Genomic DNA, 15,776 nt, shown 5'->3' with positions numbered 1-15,776 from the left:
CCGTTATCATCACACCAATTCAAAAGGAGAACCTAAACCCATGGTAGAACCCCTAGTTTCCGGCATCGTACTCGGCTTAATTCCCATTACCCTCGCTGGCTTGTTTGTAGCTGCCTATCTCCAGTACAAACGAGGCAATCAACTCGGTTAGATCTCCCTAGGAGCAATCAGTAGGTTGGAGGACGCAACCGGCGAACCCAACCTGCTGGCCAACGCATCAAGATCAATAACCTTACAGAAAAACCATGTCTAATAAAATTTCAGCCGAGCAGTTTTACGACAAGTTTGCACCTAAATATGACGAAACCTTAAAAGATCCAGATTGCAATGCTCAACAAGTGCTTGAAGCTCACAAAATCTTTCAAAAATATTATGGGACTCAAGCCACAGGCAAAATTCTCGATATCGGTTATGGAACCGGTTTCCTAAGTCAGCTTCTGGAAGGAGATTTTCAGTATACAGGAATTGATATTTCTGGCAAAATGCTAGAAATTGCCGCCCAAAGAGGCTACCAAGTCATTCACCAGCCGATTGAAACTGCTCTAGCAAGTGTTGCAAGTAAGTCTTACGATTTTGTCTTTTGCTTAAGTTCTTTATTGTTTGTTGAAGATATTGAAGCGGCTTTGAAGGAAATTCATCGAATCGCTCGCAAAGCAGTTTTTATCAGTCTTGATGAGACAACAGAAGAATATATCAAAAATTTTGCTTGTACCGTTTACAACCACTGCCAAACTCCTTTCCCCAATGCAAAAGAAGATTATTGGATTCTGGGATGGAAGTCTCCCACTCTGGGCATTTCCATTCAGACTCGGATGATTTACGAGCCATTAGTACCCTAAACATTAAACTCGACTAAGCAGTTATGACTCTGACGACCCAAAAAATAAGCTTTGAGGAATATCTAACCTATGAGGATGGCACAGATACTCGCTACGAACTGGTCAATGGAGAATTAGTAGCGATGAGTTTAGGAACAGGAAAACATGGGGCAATTATTCGTTTTTTACTGCTGCAATTTGAGCAGACTTTAGCCACATCCAAAGAACCCTTAACCGTCCTACCCGGTTTAGTTGCCGTTCGCTCCCCTCGTGGAGGTCGTTGGGATACCTGCCGCATTCCCGATATTACCCTCTTATCTCAAGAACAATGGGAAGACATGGCCGAACGGGAAGCCGTCATTAACCTGAATGAACCGCCCCCATTGCTCGTAGTTGAAGTTGTCAGTCCCTCCACCAAAATGGATGACTATCGCTCTAAACAATCTGAATATAGTGTGCTAAATATTCCTGAATATTGGATTGTAGACCCTCTGGAACAAAAAGTAACCCTTGGTCAATTAGATCATGGATTGTATAATCTAACCGAATTTCAAGGCGAACAACTCATCAACTCCCCCACATTCCCACAACTTCAGCTAACCGCCAGTCAAATTTTAGCTTCTAAATTATGATTTACACTTCGACTAAATTACTAACCTTTGAGCAATTCGTTGCTGAATACGGCGATGATTTTCGTTATGAATTAGCCGATGGAGAATTAGTCGATATGGAACCCACTGGCCCCCATGAAACGGTAAGTGGTAAACTAGCAACTAAAATTGGGATTGCGATTACCCATGCTCAACATCCCTGGTTCATTCCCCGCACCTGCTTAATTCAACCGTTTGCCGATATCGCTACAGCGCGTCGTCCTGATGTTCTGGTTTTAGATGAAACTCTATTAGACCGTGAACCCCTATGGCAAAGAGAACCGATTATTACCTTGGGGCGCTCGATTAAGCTGGTGGTAGAAGTGGTCAGTTCTAACTGGGAAAATGACTATGCTCGCAAAGTGGAAGAATATGCGCTGTTGGGAATTCCTGAATATTGGATTGTAGACTTTAGGGGATTGGGGGGAACGGCATTTATTGGGAAACCAAAGCAACCCACATTTACGGTTTGTCAATTAGAGGGAGAGGAGTATAATCAGCAGCAATATCGGTTAAGAGAATCGATTGTTTCTCCGATATTTCCCGATATACAGTTGCAATTAGAGGATGTTTTAACCCGATAATGTAGCATACAGCGCAAAGAGCTGTAGTGGGGGAATGGGGGGAGTGAAAAACAGGCTCAATCTGGCTTTGAGCTATTGTGGCTATCTTGAAAAACCGCAATTAATGTGCCACATAACAGCGAAAAATGCTGTATTTTTAAGGATTTGATATAAAGTGCCCTGCGCTGTCGCTAACGCACCCTACTGCCGTGACACAGCTAAAAATGTGCATTAGCGTAGGGTGGGTTAGGCGGCTAAAACCTAGACTCTGACAGCAATCTATCAATCCGCCGTAACCCACCATTTTAGGGTTGTCACGGCACTACGCTAATGCCCTATTTTAGTTGAAACAGTCCACTACGCGCTCTCATGATTCAGAGTTTGAACTAAAATGCGTAGGAGGTCTTCTAGATCGGCGGGGACACGGTAAAGATTAAGGTCTTGAGTGACTTGACGAGAGTGGCGATCGAATTGAGCGAATTGCCAGATATTGCCGGTGGAAATTGCTCCCTGGAGGAGGGTTTGATCGGACTCGATCCATTGATCGAGGGCAATGAGTTCGATCGCCAGTTGCACAAAACCCCGTTCTAGATCTTCATTTTTAGCTTCAATGACGAGGAAAACCCCATCATTTTGCAGCAGATAATCGAGGGAACCTTTGAGTTGATGGCTCACGACAACGGGATATTCAACATTGAGGGTGGCTTGGGTATAGTGGAGCAAGTCGGTTAAAACGGGGGCGATTAAAAATTCTCGCCGTGCCATTTCGCTGGTGAGGCTAAGACGGGGGAGACTCTCTTCAATGCGGGTTTTGAGGTTGAGTAGGCGATCGAGAGGGCCAGTATACTGGGGAAAGTGTAGCGATCGCCGTTGCAACGAAACCTGAAAATAGGCCAGAATATCTTGCGGGGCAAAGTTGAGTTTAAAGTAATCCGCAAAAGTATAGGATTGCTCTGGCTTGATAATGGTCAATCGAGACATCGTTAGTTACAGCCCTTGCTTTAAATTCCTAATGTCAATACCCAACCTCTTAATGTGCCCGTATTACCTAAAGCATGGTCAATGACTTGTAACTTCCAAACTCCGCGAACCGAGAGATTAACTAATCTTTTTAATAAGGGACGTTGGGCAGAGGTATAGGTATGCTGAAGTCGGGTTTGTCTCGCTAATGTCCGGTTTTGTAGCAAAATCGTTTGATTATTGGGAGCAATTAGACTCACTTGAATATCGCCTAAGAAACTGTGATCGATATCGACGGTAACTTGGATATCCCGTAATGCATTGCTTTCAGAAATATACATCGAGCTGCTAATGCCACGACTATCATAATCGCGAATGGCGACGCTGGCATAATTTTGGCGTTGAATCCAGCGACTGACAGTGGGAGGAGTAGGACGCGATCGCGCAGCAGCCGAAACTGCTTTATAGGCATTCACTTTACCATAGCCAAACCACTCAGAATGGCCGCTACTATCATAAGTGCCCTTACGAAAGCCAAACTGAGGATCGGGGTCTAGATCCGTAATTTTATCGGTATTGGAGATTAAAATTTGCTTGACCTGGGCGGCTGTTAAATTAGGATTTGCCGATAAGACAAGCGCCGCCACTCCAGCCACAATGGGACAAGCACTAGAGGTTCCCCCAAACGTGCCGGTAAAATCTCCGGTTCCATAGCCTGCCCCCCCGACTCGATCAGTAGTAAATACCCCTAACCCTGGGGTGGCACTGGTGACAGCCGGAGGGGTTTGGATAAAGCCGGTTTGTTGCAGCCAAATCCCTGGAGGGGCATTATTGGAAGGGGCACAAACGGCGATTTCTTTCCCCCAGTTGCTGTAAATGGCTTTTTTGCTCAGACTGGAACAGGCAGAGACAGCAATCACATTGGGATGGATAGGAAACCCGGCTAACCATCGGGTATTGCCAGAAATGACATTATTGGGCCAGCCTTGCTCATAAACCGTGTCGTTGATGGGGCGGTTGGCATTACCAGAGGCAAAAACAATCACACAGCCTTTCCCCTGTCGGCCTTGGGTGGCGGCTTTGGTGAGGGCAGCATTTTGGCGCAGGGAGAGGGGAAAGTTAACGGCGGCTGGCCCCCAACTACAGGAAATGACGGCAGCGCCGCGATTAACACACCAATCAAAGAGTTGTTCGATGGAATTATCATCCAGGAAGCCGGTGGTGCGGACGGGCATCAGGGAGCATCCGGGGGCGACTCCGACGATCCCGGAGCCGTTTTCTTCGGCAATGGCAACTCCGGCACAGGAGGTTCCATGGTTTTCTACCAGTCCTTCGGGTTGGGGGATAAAGTCTTGGCCTTTGAAGTCTTTGGGGGCGACAATTTTGCCAAGTCCTTGGAAGTCGGGATGGTTGAGATCCATGGCATCATCGGCGACAGCGACGACAATGGAGCGATCGCCCCTAGTCATATCCCAAGCTCGTTCGGCATCGATGTGAGAGCCGGTGGCCAGAGTATTGCCCCCATTATGATTGAGATACCATTGTTGACTATAAAACCCATCTGTGGGGCGATACATGGGTTGGCTGGGGATAATTAAATTAGGTTCAGCCGCAACTACGGCGGGAGAAGCCATCAGACGGTTAGCAATTTTAATCGGATTTTCGGTCGAGTTTTCCGTCAGTTGATAGACCCAGGTATCTGGAAGGGTGTCCACGGGTTTGATCTCCCGCAAGCCATACTGTTGAATCAGGCCGTTGCGGGTTGGTTTATCGCTCGGTTCTGACCATTGAATGGTGATCTCGTTGGACAAATAGGTGTAGGTTCCCGGCGCATCTTTGATCTGATAGACATGGCTGGCAAAGGCCACATCTTGGGAACTGCGAGCGGAGGTAATGGCTGTTTCTAAGCTTTGGGGATCGACGGTTAATTCGGAGAAATGGGCGGAAATGGGGCGAGTGGCTAAGGAGGGCAGATCCCTGTGCCAATCATCGGGAGAGGTCTGGGACTTGACGGCCACCGTGAGCCGATCCGGGGCTTTTTCTAAAAGCCATTGTTCGCCCCCCCGTTGCAGTACCAAGCCGATGTCTGACTCTGGGATCGGAGATTTTGCCTGGACGGGAGCGGAGGACTGATCTGGGGGAGAACTGGGTTCACTCCCCAGAAAGCGCCGCAACTGCTCAAAAAAATTAACCATCTTCACCACTTCTTTGCGATCGTTTGTCTATTGCTCTGGATTGGAACAGATGAAAGGGGGAACTGTCTGCTAAATTAATGTTTAGATTTGTTTTATATTGTTAGTCTTCACCCTAGCTCTTACAACTCATGGTATCCTTAAAACCCTCTCGAATCTTACAAGCGACGACTTTAGCCGTTTGTACGTCTGCGATCGCCTTGACTAACGTTGCCGTTGGGCAATCTACCAACCAGCAACTTGCAGCGCAAGACGCTCAAACCACCGCCGAAGAAGGCAGTGCCAACGAATTTCGCCCCTTGAACCAAGAAAACAGCTTACTGAGCATGGTCGGGGCCGAGCGCCTCATGGGAGAAGCGGCTGAAGCTGTCGGCAATGAAAATTATGCCCTAGCGCAGCAAAAACTCCAAGATGCTCGTCAGGTGTTTAACCAACTCTCTAATTTTTATCAAGAGTTGGCTGCTAGTTTTTCGGGGATTGATAACCGCATTGCCAATAGTCAACGGGATCTAGCTGTGGAAACGGCGCAAAAACGGGATGAAGCCACCTATCAGCTTGCCCTGGTTCATCGCGCTCAAAATGAAGCCGACTTAGCGGTTCCCCTGCTGGTACAGGTAATTCGCTCTCAAAACCCGACTACGGAAATGGGGAAAAAGGCCTATCAACAGCTTTTTGAATTGGGCTTTGTGGAGTCTCCTTATCCCAAACCTAATGATAGTGAACCGACCTCTGGGACTCCTCAATAGAACCCATAAGGGTATCGAGTGGTTTATCCCCTTGAGTCTCTCAAGAGCGATCGCTACAATAAAGAATTGAGAACGATTGATCGTAACTAATCATAAGGAGTCTTGCATGGTTCGTCCAGCCGAAGTGGAAGCAATGATTAAAGCCAAGCTTCCCGATGCCCAAATTCAACTTAAGGATATGACGGGAGGGGGCGATCACTATGAGGCGATCGTCGTCTCCCGTGAGTTTGAAGGCAAAAGACCGGTACAACAACATCAGTTGGTTTATGCGGCCGTTCAGGAAGCTATGGCTAGTAATGCTATTCATGCCTTGGGTTTAAAAACCTATACCCCAGAACAATTTGAAACTTCCCAGTAAAATTCTTAAAAATCAGTTAAGATCGATTCTCTGAAGCCGATTTTAAGGTTGTTGTCCTACTATCCTCACGAAATCACTATGACTCCAGAACTGAAAGCAAACTTTGATAATGTCATTCAACAGAACAAGATTGTTGTGTTTATGAAGGGCAATAAAATGATGCCCCAATGTGGATTTTCCAATAATGTGGTGCAGATCCTGAATCATCTGGCAGTTCCCTATGAAACCATAGATGTATTGCAAAACGATCAGATTCGCCAGGGGATTAAAGAGTATTCTAACTGGCCAACCATTCCCCAGGTTTATGTTAACGGGGAATTTATTGGCGGCTGTGACATTATGATTGAGTTATTCCAAAGTGGAGAACTGGCTCAGATGCTGGAAGTAGCTTTAGCCTCCTAGACAAGTGACCCCATCGATCAGTAATCCCCCGGTAGTTATTCGAGGATCGAGCAGATCTCAAAACTACCGGGGGATAGATTTTTGTTTTGAAACAACCTAAAAACCAGCGATCGCCCATTGTCTCAATGGGCTAGTAAAATTTGGTCTCCGGTTCCGGTAAGGGCATTTCAAAATTGGATCGATCGCGTAAATATCGATAGGCTTCTTCTTCCAGGCGATGGACTAAATAGGTTTCAATACAGTTAGAATGTCTTAATGCCGCCAGATAGCCCTCTAAATACATACGCAAATCGTCATAGCGGTATCCTCGATTCCAGAGGTCTACAAGAGCATCAGTAATTTTTTGGTAAAAACGAATGGTTTGAGTATCCTGAAGCATCATAGGGGTTGTCTCCTGAGCATAAACTGAACTTCACCGTTGGGTATCTTAAGGGTCGATCCTTTGGTCTGTTCACTTCCCGATAGGCAAAATCCGGATCGGTCAATCGAAGAATCGCATTGATATTCTTATTTTAACGAATCTCCAGACAAAATCCAGATAGGAAATTAGCTAGAGTTTCTTAAACTTAGCATACCCAAACCCCCCAAATTCTGTAGCGATCCTGAAAAATTAGCCCATAGAATACTCGGTATCCACAACTACAAAAACCTTTATCAAGCTTTGTTAAGGTAGGGGGAGTCAATGCTGCATAGTGTGATAAGGAAATTTAACCGAAGTGGTCTCGATCGGTATTCAGATTATAGAAAGTAACCCCCATCTGCGATCGCTTCTCGGTTGGCACTTACAGCAAGCTGGCTATGGTGTTTATCAATCCGCCGATAGTGCCAGCGCCCGCCATGTCTACATGGTACGAGAACCGACTTTAGTGGTTTTAGATAGTAGTATTTCTGGAGGACAAGGGTTAGAGCTTTGTCAGTGGATTTACAATCAACAGAAATCCTGGATTTTAATGCTCTCCGCTCGCGATGCGGAGACAGATGTCGTCGCTGGACTGCAAGCGGGTGCAGATGATTATCTGACCAAACCTTTCGGAATGCAGGAGTTTATGGCACGGGTGCAAGCCCTCATTCGCCGACAGCAAAAACTTACACCTCCGGCCTATCTGAACTATGGTGACCTGAAGATTGATTTGGTGCAACGGCGGGTTTCTCTTAAGGGAGCAACTATCGATTTAACTCCCCAAGAATTCAGTCTCCTTTATGCCCTCGCTCAAGTGGGAGGACAACCTCTCAGCCGCTCCCAGTTGCTGCAAAGAGCTTGGCCCGATGAGATTGATAACCCTCGGACGGTGGATACCCATGTCCTGTCGTTACGCAAGAAAATTGAGATCGATCCCCGCCAACCCCATGTGATTCAAACGGTGCGTAAGGTGGGTTATCGGTTTAATCAGGATGCCCTAGCCCAGCAGAGGCGATCGCCTTATCCCACTCGTTCCCCTTCTCTGTCTGCCCAGTATACGTTACCGATGAAACAATCGGATTAAGAGGCAAAAGGCAAGAGGCAAGAGGCAAGAAGGAAAATCAGGTTTTACCCTTGCCTTGTATCTCATGAGAGTGGAACTTGGTGTAGGGCCGTGGAGATCGTCCAAACATCCATTCCTAGGAGCATAAGACTAAAGCCTAATAAAAGGGCATACATCCAGGGTTGGGCTAGAGGTTTGACGTTGCTGGTGTCAATTTCGGTTTTTTCTTGCACGTGCCGCACCAGTTGGGCAAATCCGGCAATTCGCATGGGGAGTAAGTAGGCATCCCCCGATTTAGCCAGGAAATAATAGACTAATCCTCCTTGTCCTGTTGTTCTGGGTTTCAAGGACTGGATCTCTGACCAGGGTAAAGACCAATGGCGGTTTTTGGCCCAAAAGACCCAGGAAGCATAGTTAACTTGAATTTGGCGATCGTCTACTGTGACTCTTTCACTGAGCGATCCCCAGAGAATGATAGCTCCTAGGGCAAGGGCCAACCACAGAAGGGTGGGAGAAATTTCGGAGGAGGTTACCCTAGCCAAAATCGGTAAGGGTACAGTGAGGGCAATATAGAGGGTGAATAGGGGGATACGGATGAGGGGGGAAATTCTAAACTGGGATGAGGGTTGCTGGGGGCGATCGCGCATAATTGGGTTGATTGATTCAGGGTAGATATTTTTGTACCACACTCCATCCGGTAAGGGAAACCCAGCTAAACCCAATAAACAGGATCGTGTTAGTAATCAGATGGAGGGGCCGGGCCCAAGGTCTTTGGGAACTGATTTGGGTGGCACTGGTGGCAGAAATGAGGACTAAAGCCACCACTAACAGACCGGCAAATAGGTGGGAGGAATGGCCCAGACTACCGTAATGACCTAGGGTTCCTACAATTCCGATCGCCAGCAGTAACAGTACCAGAAACACCAAAATTGAACCGAGGAGATAGTGGAGCGATCGCCACCACTCAGGTAAGGATTGGCGATTTTGTCGGCTCCACCAGATTCCGGTTCCTGTCATGGCTAATAAGCCATAGGAAAATAGGGCCAGACCCATTGACCAAGCCGCTATTTTCCAGAGCCATAAAAATGAAGGAAGATCCACAAATGCAAACAGTATTTATTAAAGGTAACTATCTAAAATTGAGATTTTAACCCAGATTAACTCACCATCTTTCCCTTAATCAATAGAAGTTAGAACCGGTGATTTAGTGGGAGTTAAAGTGTTGATCACTTTAGGTAGCACTTTAGATTCTTTGAGGATATGACCTTGCTCTTCTGTGCCTAACTCTTGGAGTTTTAAGCGATCGCAAGGAATTTTATCCGATAAAATTGCGCTGGCCATCATCCCTGAGTGTATTTCCAATAGGGCTTCTGGAACCGATTCAAAGACTAAACGCTGTCCGGGAAAGACCACCCGTTCAAAGTACCAATTTTGAATATTACAGATCCGAGCAATTTGCACTTTACTGGTGGCATTTACATAGCAGCAAAGAATACGATAAGACTGCTCTGGGGGTAGGGGATCGAGAATTTGTGCCATATTCTATGAAAAGATCAAAAACAATGCATATTAGCTTACTTAGATACTCTAACACTTCCGATCCCAACAGGTTGTAAACGCGACTACCATTAACCGTTTTTTAATCTCTATTTTTGGCCTCTCAATCTCAGTCCTACAGACTTTCATAAGGTTTTTCTGGGGAGTGATTCATGATCATTTCTAATGCTGATGATTAGTAAATCTAATCGAAGTCCCCGCTCCCTAGGTAAAAATTCCCTCCGACAGATCCCAAAACCAATGTTATCGTAAAGTTATGTGAAAAAATCTCACAAACCCAGCTTGAGAACAGGAAACGCCCTATGCACGCTACCTCCATTACTGGCGATCGCCTTCTGTACGTCCGCCTTCCCTGCAATCCCATCTTTCCCATCGGTGTCGTCTATCTGGCCGATCACATCCACAAGCAGTTCCCCTCAGTAGAACAACAGATCTTCGACCTGGGAACCATCCCCCCTCTAGACTATAAACAAGCCCTAGACGAGGCGATCGATCGGTTTCGCCCCAACTTACTGATCTTCTCCTGGCGAGATATTCAAATCTATGCCCCCGTAGGCGGAAGAAGCGGCAACCCCCTACAAAATGCCTTTGAATTTTACTACAGCCTCAATCCCTTCATTAAACTGCGAGGCGCTTTCGGTGGTTTGCGATTAGCCACCGCCTACTATGGGGAACTCTGGCGCAATCTCAGCCTGATTAAGCGCGGTTTAAAGCGAGCTAGACAGTATAACCCCCATACCCGCTTAGTCGTCGGAGGCGGCGCGGTGAGTGTCTTTTATCAACAACTCGGTCGCTCCCTTCCCCCAGGAACCGTTATTTCCGTTGGCGAAGGAGAAACCCTATTAGAGAAACTCTTAAAGGATGAAGACATCAGTAACGAGCGTTGTTATGTTGTGGGTCAGAGTGTACCCCGCGATCGCCTCATCCACGAACCCCCCACCCCCCTAGAAAAAACCGCCTGCGACTACACTTACATCGAACACATTTGGCCCGCCTTCACCTACTACCTGCAAGATCCAGACTTTTACCTCGGCGTACAAACCAAACGGGGTTGTCCCCATAACTGTTGCTACTGTATCTATACCGTTGTTGAAGGCAAAAAAGTCCGCATTAACCCCGCCGATGAAGTCGTCAACGAAATGCGCCAACTCTATGACCGGGGAGTGAAGAACTTCTGGTTTACCGATGCCCAATTTATTCCCGCTCGGAAATTCATCCCCGATGCGATCGAACTCTTGCAAAAAATCCTCGATGCTGGTTTAACCGACATTCACTGGGCTTCCTATATTCGTGCCGATAACCTCACCCCCGAACTATGCGATCTCATGGTCAAAACCGGCATGAACTACTTTGAAATCGGCATTACCAGTGGCTCCCAAGAATTAGTCCGCAAAATGCGAATGGGCTATAATCTGCGGGTGGTCTTAGAAAACTGTCGGGACTTAAAAGCAGCCGGATTTAACGATCTCGTATCCGTCAATTATTCCTTCAATGTGATTGACGAAACCTATGACACCATTCGACAAACGATCGCCTATCATCGCGCCCTAGAAGAAATTTTCGGAGCCGATAAAGTCGAACCCGCTATCTTTTTTATCGGGTTACAACCCCATACTCACCTGGAACAATATGCCTTTGACCAAGGCATACTCAAACCTGACTACGATCCCATGAGCATGATGCCCTGGACTGCTCGCAAATTACTCTGGAATCCAGAACCGTTAGGATCATTTTTTGGTCAAGTTTGTTTAGCCGCATGGCAACGCAATCCCAATGACTTTGGCCGGGAAGTGATGCAAATTTTAGAAGAACGGCTCGGTCGCGCCAGTCTCAATGAAGCCCTCAGCGCTCCCCTTACCCCTAAAGTAGAAAGCGGTAAGCAGTTAACCGGCGTTGGCTCTTAAAAAAGCTCCATATCCCCTTAGATAGGTACTTTTACGGGAAAAACCGTTTTTCCTATTCCCTATTTCCTATTCCCTTGAAAACAACCTGGTTTTTCTTAAAGCCAGGTTTTACAATGTAAAGCACGAATTGAAGATGAGTATTTCATAACTGACTGATAAGATAAACCAATGTTAACTGGCTCAATCCTGCAAAAACTGCATACAGCTCACCAAAATACCCAACCCCTTAACTTTGGGGTCTACTATAAAAATACGTTGGTTGCTCTGTGCCATGCCTTAGAAGATTTTATTCTGCAATGTGACGATCGCCCCCTGCTGATTGCAGCCTTCCAGCAGGGTAAATGGTATGAGCAAGAAGCAGAACGCTATCGAGCCTTAGCCCAGCAGGCCTCAGAAGTGGCGATCTTAGCGACGGAAGATACGGGATTTACCCAACATCCGACCAGTCAATTACCCAATGTGCAATTGGTCGGCTTACAAAGTAACGATCCGGTTTGTCAGGAATGGCACTTGATTATCCTTTCGCCCAATTATACGGCTATGGTTCTCTGTCAAGAATTATCTGCCGCCGACTATGGGGTGAAAGGATGTCCAGATCATGACTATGAACGGAAATTTTATGGGTTTTGGACGTTTGAACCCCACTTAGTCAAGGAAACAGTCAGCTTAGTAGCCGAGCATCTACACAGCTACGATCGCCAGTTAGCCCAACGGTTGAGCGATCGCCTACAGAACCTCACCCCTAAACCCCCAGATGCCGATATGCTCAATGCGGTGGTTTCCTCCGTTGTCGATTATCTGCAAACCTGCCAAAACCAACTCACTCCCTACGCCAGTAACTCTCCTTTATATCAGTTTCAAGACCTGACAGATAACTTGCGCTCGAATAAAGTTCAAGCCTTGTTGCGTATGGCTCAGGTGACAGATCAAGCGGAGTTGAGCAACCCTAATGCAGCGACGGAAGTGGCTGCCCTGTCAGAGGTGATGGGACAATTGCTGGATTTACCTGTCTGGCAAGTGAAACGCTTACGGTTAGCAGCGCTCTTGCATCGACTGCCGAGTTTACAAGGTATACCCGAAAGCCTCGATCCTTATCAAAGTAAACGGCAACAAGAACTTCAGGAGAAGGCCTCCGAGTTACCTAAGCCTTCAATTTTGCGGATAATGCCCCAACTTCAGGCGATCGCCCATATCATTAGCCATCAAACGGAACATTGGGATGGTTCGGGAAAACCGGAAGGTCTGAGCTACGATCAAATCCCGATTGAATCTCGGATTTTGAGTCTTATTGTCACCTTTGAAAACCAGATCCAGGATCGACAGGTGGAGGACTCGGCGATCGCCGCCCTAGAATACTGCCAATCCCTAGCGGGAACCCAATTCGATCCCAAATTAGTGGAAACATTAACGTTGTTAGTACGTGGAATCCAGCAAGGATTGCAGGTCTCCAGCATGACTCCTAAAATTGCGTCAGGCATTTGGTTACTGGATGAACATCAAGCCCCCGTTTCTTCCCTGGAATCACTCTAAACTGATCGAGAAGTTAACATAAGTCAAGCTAATGATTAATCTGATGAATACTAATCTGATGAATACTATGGAATTAGATCTGGTCAACCTTCGTGCTGGAAATCTCAAACACCTTGCAGGAGTAAACTTAGAAGATGAAGATCTCCAGGAGGCTGAACTCTCACAAGCCAACTTAGCAGGTGCTAACTTAGTAGGGACAACGCTCTCCTATGCTAATCTCAAAGGAGCAAGACTCGATGGAGCCAATCTGATGGGGGCCAAACTGATCGGGGCCGATCTTCGGGGTAATTTACTGGGATCGAACCTGATGCAAGCCGATCTCACTCAAGCTGACTTACGAGGCAGTAACCTGAGAGGGGCAAATTTGATGGGAGCAATCTTAACTCAAGCCTCTTTAGCAGGCGCTTTCTTGAGTGGAGTCAACCTGATGGGGGTTAACCTCCAAGGGGCAGATCTTCGAGGTAGCGACTTGCGAGGGGCGAACTTAAATAACGCTAACCTCAAAGGGGTCGATTTAAGCTATGCCGATCTTCAAGGAGCCAGTTTAACTCAAGCCGATCTAGAAGAAGCTGACTTACGCGGAGCTAATTTGATCGGAGCTAATTTGAGAGAAGCCCATTTACTCTGTGCAGAATTAGAGGGCGCAAATCTAACCGGAATCAATTGGGATGGTGCTTGTTTAGTGGGAACGAGCCAGAATCCTGGATAAGTCTGGGTGTAGGATGGATGCTCAAAGGTTCAGTTGTGCGATCGCCTCTAGTTGGTCTTCAAATACGCTTTAGGAATGCCATAAAAGATTCCATGGAGTCATCGCATTGTGAGTGAAGAGTTCTATGCAGCATATTCAGTTTGAGCCATCAGAATTTACCATCCTTGTGGTTGAAGACAATGCCAGCAACATGCGCTTGCTGATTGAACTCTTGCTTGATGAGGGTTATGAAGTCGAAGCTGCTGTGAATGGTCTGGAAGCTCTGTACAAAGCAGAACAGATGCACCCAGACTTGATTCTTCTTGATGTGATGATGCCAGGGATCAATGGCTATGAAGTGTGTGAAAAACTCCAGGGTAATCCTCAAACTCAGGGAATTCCAGTGATCTTTGTGACAGCAATGGCGCAAGTGGGGGATAAGATCAAAGCCTTTGAACTCGGAGCCGTTGACTATATTACTAAGCCATTCAACACCAAAGAAGTGATGGTTCGGCTGGAGAAGCATTTGATCCGGCGATCGTACTATAAATATTTAGAAGAAAAAGTAAACACTCTCGAACAAACCTTATTCGCCTGTTGTCCAGAGGGAATTGAGTCTTCATCAGCTCCTCCGAGTCCCTGGTTAGAACAATTAGTTCATGATATTCATCAACTGAAAAATACAGAAGAAGCTTTACTCCAACGTGAAGAACCCAGCAAAGAACAATGGCAACTAGCACTTTGGAGTAATAATGATGGCATTTGGGATTGGGATGTTACCCGGAACCAAGTGTTTTATTCTCCCAAATGGAAATCCATGCTCGGTTATGCCGAGGATGACATTTCTAATCATCCCGATGAATGGAAACAGCGAATTCACCCTGACGATCTGGCCCCGATCATGACTACGCTCAAAGAACATTTAGATGGGGCCGTTTCTGAATATGTTGGCGAGCATCGTTTGCGCTGTAAGGATGGCAGTTATAAATGGATTTTGGGGAGAGGAAAAGCGATCTGGGATGAACAAGACCGTTTGGTGAGAATGGTGGGATCGAATACGGATATTAGTGACTTGAAAGAACGGGAACAACGACTTCAGGAAGCGAAGGAAGTCGCGGAAAGAGCGAATCAGGAAAAAATCGATTTTTTGACGAGAATCAGCCATGAACTGCAAACACCATTGAATGCCATTTTGGGATTGAGTCAACTTCTGCTCAAAGATTTGAGCTGTTCTACACAATTGCGTCCTAAAGATTTAGAACATCTGCAAACTATTCATAGGAGTGGTAAAAAAATGTTAACAATTCTCAATGATATCCGGGAATTTCTCCCTTAGACTATCAGTATTAAGCTTGTTGTTTCTGGTGACTGTTCATGTTCAGTGCGCCCCCCGATCGCTATTTTCCCAGAGCGCCTCTGTCGCGACGGACAGCGGCCTTTGCTATGGATTTAACGCTGATCTGGCTCTTTTGTGCGATCGCCGGTAGAAGTTTGTTTTTACCCGCTTTTGTCTTCGCTTGGTTTACCGCTCGCATCTTTGTGGTTCTCAAAAATAAGGGCCAAAGTCTGGGACGCTACGCCTTCGATCTGCGCGTGGTAGACTCAACGGGGCGCACCCCCTTGTTTTCTGACCTCTTGAAACGGGAAGCGATCCTGGGCGTTAGCTCGATGTTAGCTCTAGGAGGGTTGAATGCCCTCAATCCGGCCAATGCTTGGTCACTCCTGCTGATGTTACCCCTCGGAGTCGATTGTGGCTGGGCTTTTGCTGAAACCAACTGGCGACAAGCCTTTCATGACCAAGTGGGGGGGACATTGATGGTTCAAAGTCGTCGCGGGTATTCCTTAGATTTGAAATTGAAACAGATAGTTGCACAATTACAGAAACGTATGAGATAATAGTAAATTGTGTTTAATTAACGCTAAAAACTTCTAGCACCCATAAAGC

General features: G+C 46.6%; 19 protein-coding genes. 13 read left to right on the top strand and 6 right to left on the bottom strand.

What is annotated here, in order from left to right:
• Positions 1 to 40: 40 nt before the first annotated feature.
• The 4 genes from petG to PMG25_RS06885 all read left to right on the top strand — a co-directional run bounded on the left by petG (position 41) and on the right by PMG25_RS06885 (position 2,052).
• Positions 41 to 151 (top strand): cytochrome b6-f complex subunit V, encoded by a 111-nt coding sequence (gene petG / locus PMG25_RS06900; RefSeq protein WP_283752269.1) that lies wholly within the window; start codon positions 41 to 43, stop codon positions 149 to 151.
• Between the two features lie 94 nt (positions 152 to 245).
• Positions 246 to 839 carry a class I SAM-dependent methyltransferase gene (locus PMG25_RS06895; RefSeq protein WP_283766165.1) on the top strand — a complete coding sequence of 198 codons (594 nt, stop codon included), beginning with the start codon at positions 246 to 248 and terminating at the stop codon, positions 837 to 839.
• 23 nt (positions 840 to 862) lie between these two features.
• The gene (locus tag PMG25_RS06890; protein ID WP_283766164.1) at positions 863 to 1,450 is read left to right on the top strand and encodes a Uma2 family endonuclease; all 588 of its coding nucleotides are present in this window, start codon (positions 863 to 865) and stop codon (positions 1,448 to 1,450) included.
• The gene (locus tag PMG25_RS06885; RefSeq protein WP_283766163.1) at positions 1,447 to 2,052 is read left to right on the top strand and encodes a Uma2 family endonuclease; all 606 of its coding nucleotides are present in this window, start codon (positions 1,447 to 1,449) and stop codon (positions 2,050 to 2,052) included. The genes PMG25_RS06890 and PMG25_RS06885 overlap by 4 nt, the downstream gene beginning before the upstream one ends.
• 336 nt (positions 2,053 to 2,388) lie before the next feature.
• On the opposite strand, the gene PMG25_RS06880 is transcribed toward PMG25_RS06885, so the two are convergent.
• Complete coding sequence (locus PMG25_RS06880; RefSeq protein ID WP_283766162.1) at positions 2,389 to 3,012, bottom strand: hypothetical protein; 624 nt, start codon at positions 3,010 to 3,012, stop codon at positions 2,389 to 2,391.
• Between the two features lie 20 nt (positions 3,013 to 3,032).
• Positions 3,033 to 5,186: a S8 family serine peptidase gene (locus PMG25_RS06875; protein WP_283766161.1), complete on the bottom strand. Its 2,154-nt coding sequence runs from the start codon at positions 5,184 to 5,186 to the stop codon at positions 3,033 to 3,035.
• 128 nt (positions 5,187 to 5,314) lie between these two features.
• On the opposite strand from PMG25_RS06875, the gene PMG25_RS06870 reads away from it, so the two are divergent.
• The 3 genes from PMG25_RS06870 (at position 5,315) to grxD (ending at position 6,689) form a co-directional block, all read left to right on the top strand.
• Complete coding sequence (locus PMG25_RS06870) at positions 5,315 to 5,929, top strand: hypothetical protein (protein WP_283766160.1); 615 nt, start codon at positions 5,315 to 5,317, stop codon at positions 5,927 to 5,929.
• A 106-nt stretch (positions 5,930 to 6,035) separates the two neighbouring features.
• Entirely contained in the window at positions 6,036 to 6,287 is a 252-nt protein-coding gene (locus PMG25_RS06865; protein WP_283761424.1) for a BolA family protein, read from the top strand.
• 78 nt (positions 6,288 to 6,365) lie between these two features.
• Positions 6,366 to 6,689: a Grx4 family monothiol glutaredoxin gene (gene grxD / locus PMG25_RS06860; RefSeq protein ID WP_283766159.1), complete on the top strand. Its 324-nt coding sequence runs from the start codon at positions 6,366 to 6,368 to the stop codon at positions 6,687 to 6,689.
• 130 nt (positions 6,690 to 6,819) lie between these two features.
• Here grxD and PMG25_RS06855 read toward each other — a convergent pair whose 3' ends face one another.
• Positions 6,820 to 7,068 (bottom strand): DUF6761 family protein, encoded by a 249-nt coding sequence (locus tag PMG25_RS06855; RefSeq protein ID WP_347178764.1) that lies wholly within the window; start codon positions 7,066 to 7,068, stop codon positions 6,820 to 6,822.
• Positions 7,069 to 7,405: 337 nt separating this feature from the next.
• Between PMG25_RS06855 and PMG25_RS06850 the strand changes: the two genes are divergently transcribed.
• Positions 7,406 to 8,173 (top strand): response regulator transcription factor, encoded by a 768-nt coding sequence (locus tag PMG25_RS06850; RefSeq protein ID WP_283766157.1) that lies wholly within the window; start codon positions 7,406 to 7,408, stop codon positions 8,171 to 8,173.
• Between the two features lie 62 nt (positions 8,174 to 8,235).
• On the opposite strand, the gene PMG25_RS06845 is transcribed toward PMG25_RS06850, so the two are convergent.
• From PMG25_RS06845 to PMG25_RS06835, 3 genes are all read right to left on the bottom strand, one after another.
• Positions 8,236 to 8,799 carry a hypothetical protein gene (locus PMG25_RS06845; RefSeq protein ID WP_283766156.1) on the bottom strand — a complete coding sequence of 188 codons (564 nt, stop codon included), beginning with the start codon at positions 8,797 to 8,799 and terminating at the stop codon, positions 8,236 to 8,238.
• Between the two features lie 16 nt (positions 8,800 to 8,815).
• Complete coding sequence (locus tag PMG25_RS06840; protein WP_283766155.1) at positions 8,816 to 9,253, bottom strand: DUF4079 domain-containing protein; 438 nt, start codon at positions 9,251 to 9,253, stop codon at positions 8,816 to 8,818.
• Between the two features lie 75 nt (positions 9,254 to 9,328).
• On the bottom strand, positions 9,329 to 9,691 hold the full coding sequence (locus PMG25_RS06835; protein WP_283766154.1) for a DUF1830 domain-containing protein: 363 nt from the start codon (positions 9,689 to 9,691) through the stop codon (positions 9,329 to 9,331).
• 320 nt (positions 9,692 to 10,011) lie between these two features.
• Here PMG25_RS06835 and PMG25_RS06830 point away from each other — a divergent pair, with 320 nt between their 5' ends.
• From PMG25_RS06830 to PMG25_RS06810, 5 genes are all read left to right on the top strand, one after another.
• A complete protein-coding gene (locus PMG25_RS06830) occupies positions 10,012 to 11,613 on the top strand; it encodes a photosystem II high light acclimation radical SAM protein (RefSeq protein WP_283766153.1) in 1,602 nt (533 codons plus the stop codon).
• Between the two features lie 168 nt (positions 11,614 to 11,781).
• A complete protein-coding gene (locus PMG25_RS06825; RefSeq protein ID WP_283766152.1) occupies positions 11,782 to 13,143 on the top strand; it encodes a DICT sensory domain-containing protein in 1,362 nt (453 codons plus the stop codon).
• Positions 13,144 to 13,210: 67 nt separating this feature from the next.
• Complete coding sequence (locus PMG25_RS06820) at positions 13,211 to 13,852, top strand: pentapeptide repeat-containing protein (protein ID WP_283766151.1); 642 nt, start codon at positions 13,211 to 13,213, stop codon at positions 13,850 to 13,852.
• Positions 13,853 to 13,976: 124 nt separating this feature from the next.
• Positions 13,977 to 15,167, top strand: a complete 1,191-nt coding sequence (locus PMG25_RS06815; RefSeq protein WP_283766150.1) for a response regulator — start codon at positions 13,977 to 13,979, stop codon at positions 15,165 to 15,167.
• A 38-nt stretch (positions 15,168 to 15,205) separates the two neighbouring features.
• Complete coding sequence (locus PMG25_RS06810) at positions 15,206 to 15,727, top strand: RDD family protein (RefSeq protein ID WP_283766149.1); 522 nt, start codon at positions 15,206 to 15,208, stop codon at positions 15,725 to 15,727.
• The last annotated feature ends 49 nt before the right edge of the window (positions 15,728 to 15,776 follow it).

The sequence above is a fragment of the Roseofilum capinflatum BLCC-M114 genome (genome assembly GCF_030068505.1).
GTDB classification, from domain to species: domain Bacteria; phylum Cyanobacteriota; class Cyanobacteriia; order Cyanobacteriales; family Desertifilaceae; genus Roseofilum; species Roseofilum capinflatum.
The sequence above is the reverse complement of the archived record's forward strand: the minus strand, read 5'-3'. Positions and strand labels throughout refer to the sequence as shown.

Bases quoted from the DNA above. Each gene is read 5' to 3' on its own strand.
- PMG25_RS06895 (WP_283766165.1), top strand. From the start codon at position 246: ATGTCTAATAAAATTTCAGCCGAGCAGTTTTACGACAAGTTTGCACCT.
- PMG25_RS06885 (WP_283766163.1), top strand. From the start codon at position 1,447: ATGATTTACACTTCGACTAAATTACTAACCTTTGAGCAATTCGTTGCT.
- PMG25_RS06890 (WP_283766164.1), top strand. From the start codon at position 863: ATGACTCTGACGACCCAAAAAATAAGCTTTGAGGAATATCTAACCTAT.
- PMG25_RS06855 (WP_347178764.1), bottom strand. From the start codon at position 7,068: ATGCTTCAGGATACTCAAACCATTCGTTTTTACCAAAAAATTACTGAT.
- petG (WP_283752269.1), top strand. From the start codon at position 41: ATGGTAGAACCCCTAGTTTCCGGCATCGTACTCGGCTTAATTCCCATT.
- PMG25_RS06845 (WP_283766156.1), bottom strand. From the start codon at position 8,799: ATGCGCGATCGCCCCCAGCAACCCTCATCCCAGTTTAGAATTTCCCCC.
- PMG25_RS06865 (WP_283761424.1), top strand. From the start codon at position 6,036: ATGGTTCGTCCAGCCGAAGTGGAAGCAATGATTAAAGCCAAGCTTCCC.
- PMG25_RS06820 (WP_283766151.1), top strand. From the start codon at position 13,211: ATGGAATTAGATCTGGTCAACCTTCGTGCTGGAAATCTCAAACACCTT.
- PMG25_RS06815 (WP_283766150.1), top strand. From the start codon at position 13,977: ATGCAGCATATTCAGTTTGAGCCATCAGAATTTACCATCCTTGTGGTT.
- PMG25_RS06830 (WP_283766153.1), top strand. From the start codon at position 10,012: ATGCACGCTACCTCCATTACTGGCGATCGCCTTCTGTACGTCCGCCTT.
- PMG25_RS06875 (WP_283766161.1), bottom strand. From the start codon at position 5,186: ATGGTTAATTTTTTTGAGCAGTTGCGGCGCTTTCTGGGGAGTGAACCC.
- PMG25_RS06880 (WP_283766162.1), bottom strand. From the start codon at position 3,012: ATGTCTCGATTGACCATTATCAAGCCAGAGCAATCCTATACTTTTGCG.
- PMG25_RS06835 (WP_283766154.1), bottom strand. From the start codon at position 9,691: ATGGCACAAATTCTCGATCCCCTACCCCCAGAGCAGTCTTATCGTATT.
- PMG25_RS06825 (WP_283766152.1), top strand. From the start codon at position 11,782: ATGTTAACTGGCTCAATCCTGCAAAAACTGCATACAGCTCACCAAAAT.
- PMG25_RS06810 (WP_283766149.1), top strand. From the start codon at position 15,206: ATGTTCAGTGCGCCCCCCGATCGCTATTTTCCCAGAGCGCCTCTGTCG.
- grxD (WP_283766159.1), top strand. From the start codon at position 6,366: ATGACTCCAGAACTGAAAGCAAACTTTGATAATGTCATTCAACAGAAC.
- PMG25_RS06870 (WP_283766160.1), top strand. From the start codon at position 5,315: ATGGTATCCTTAAAACCCTCTCGAATCTTACAAGCGACGACTTTAGCC.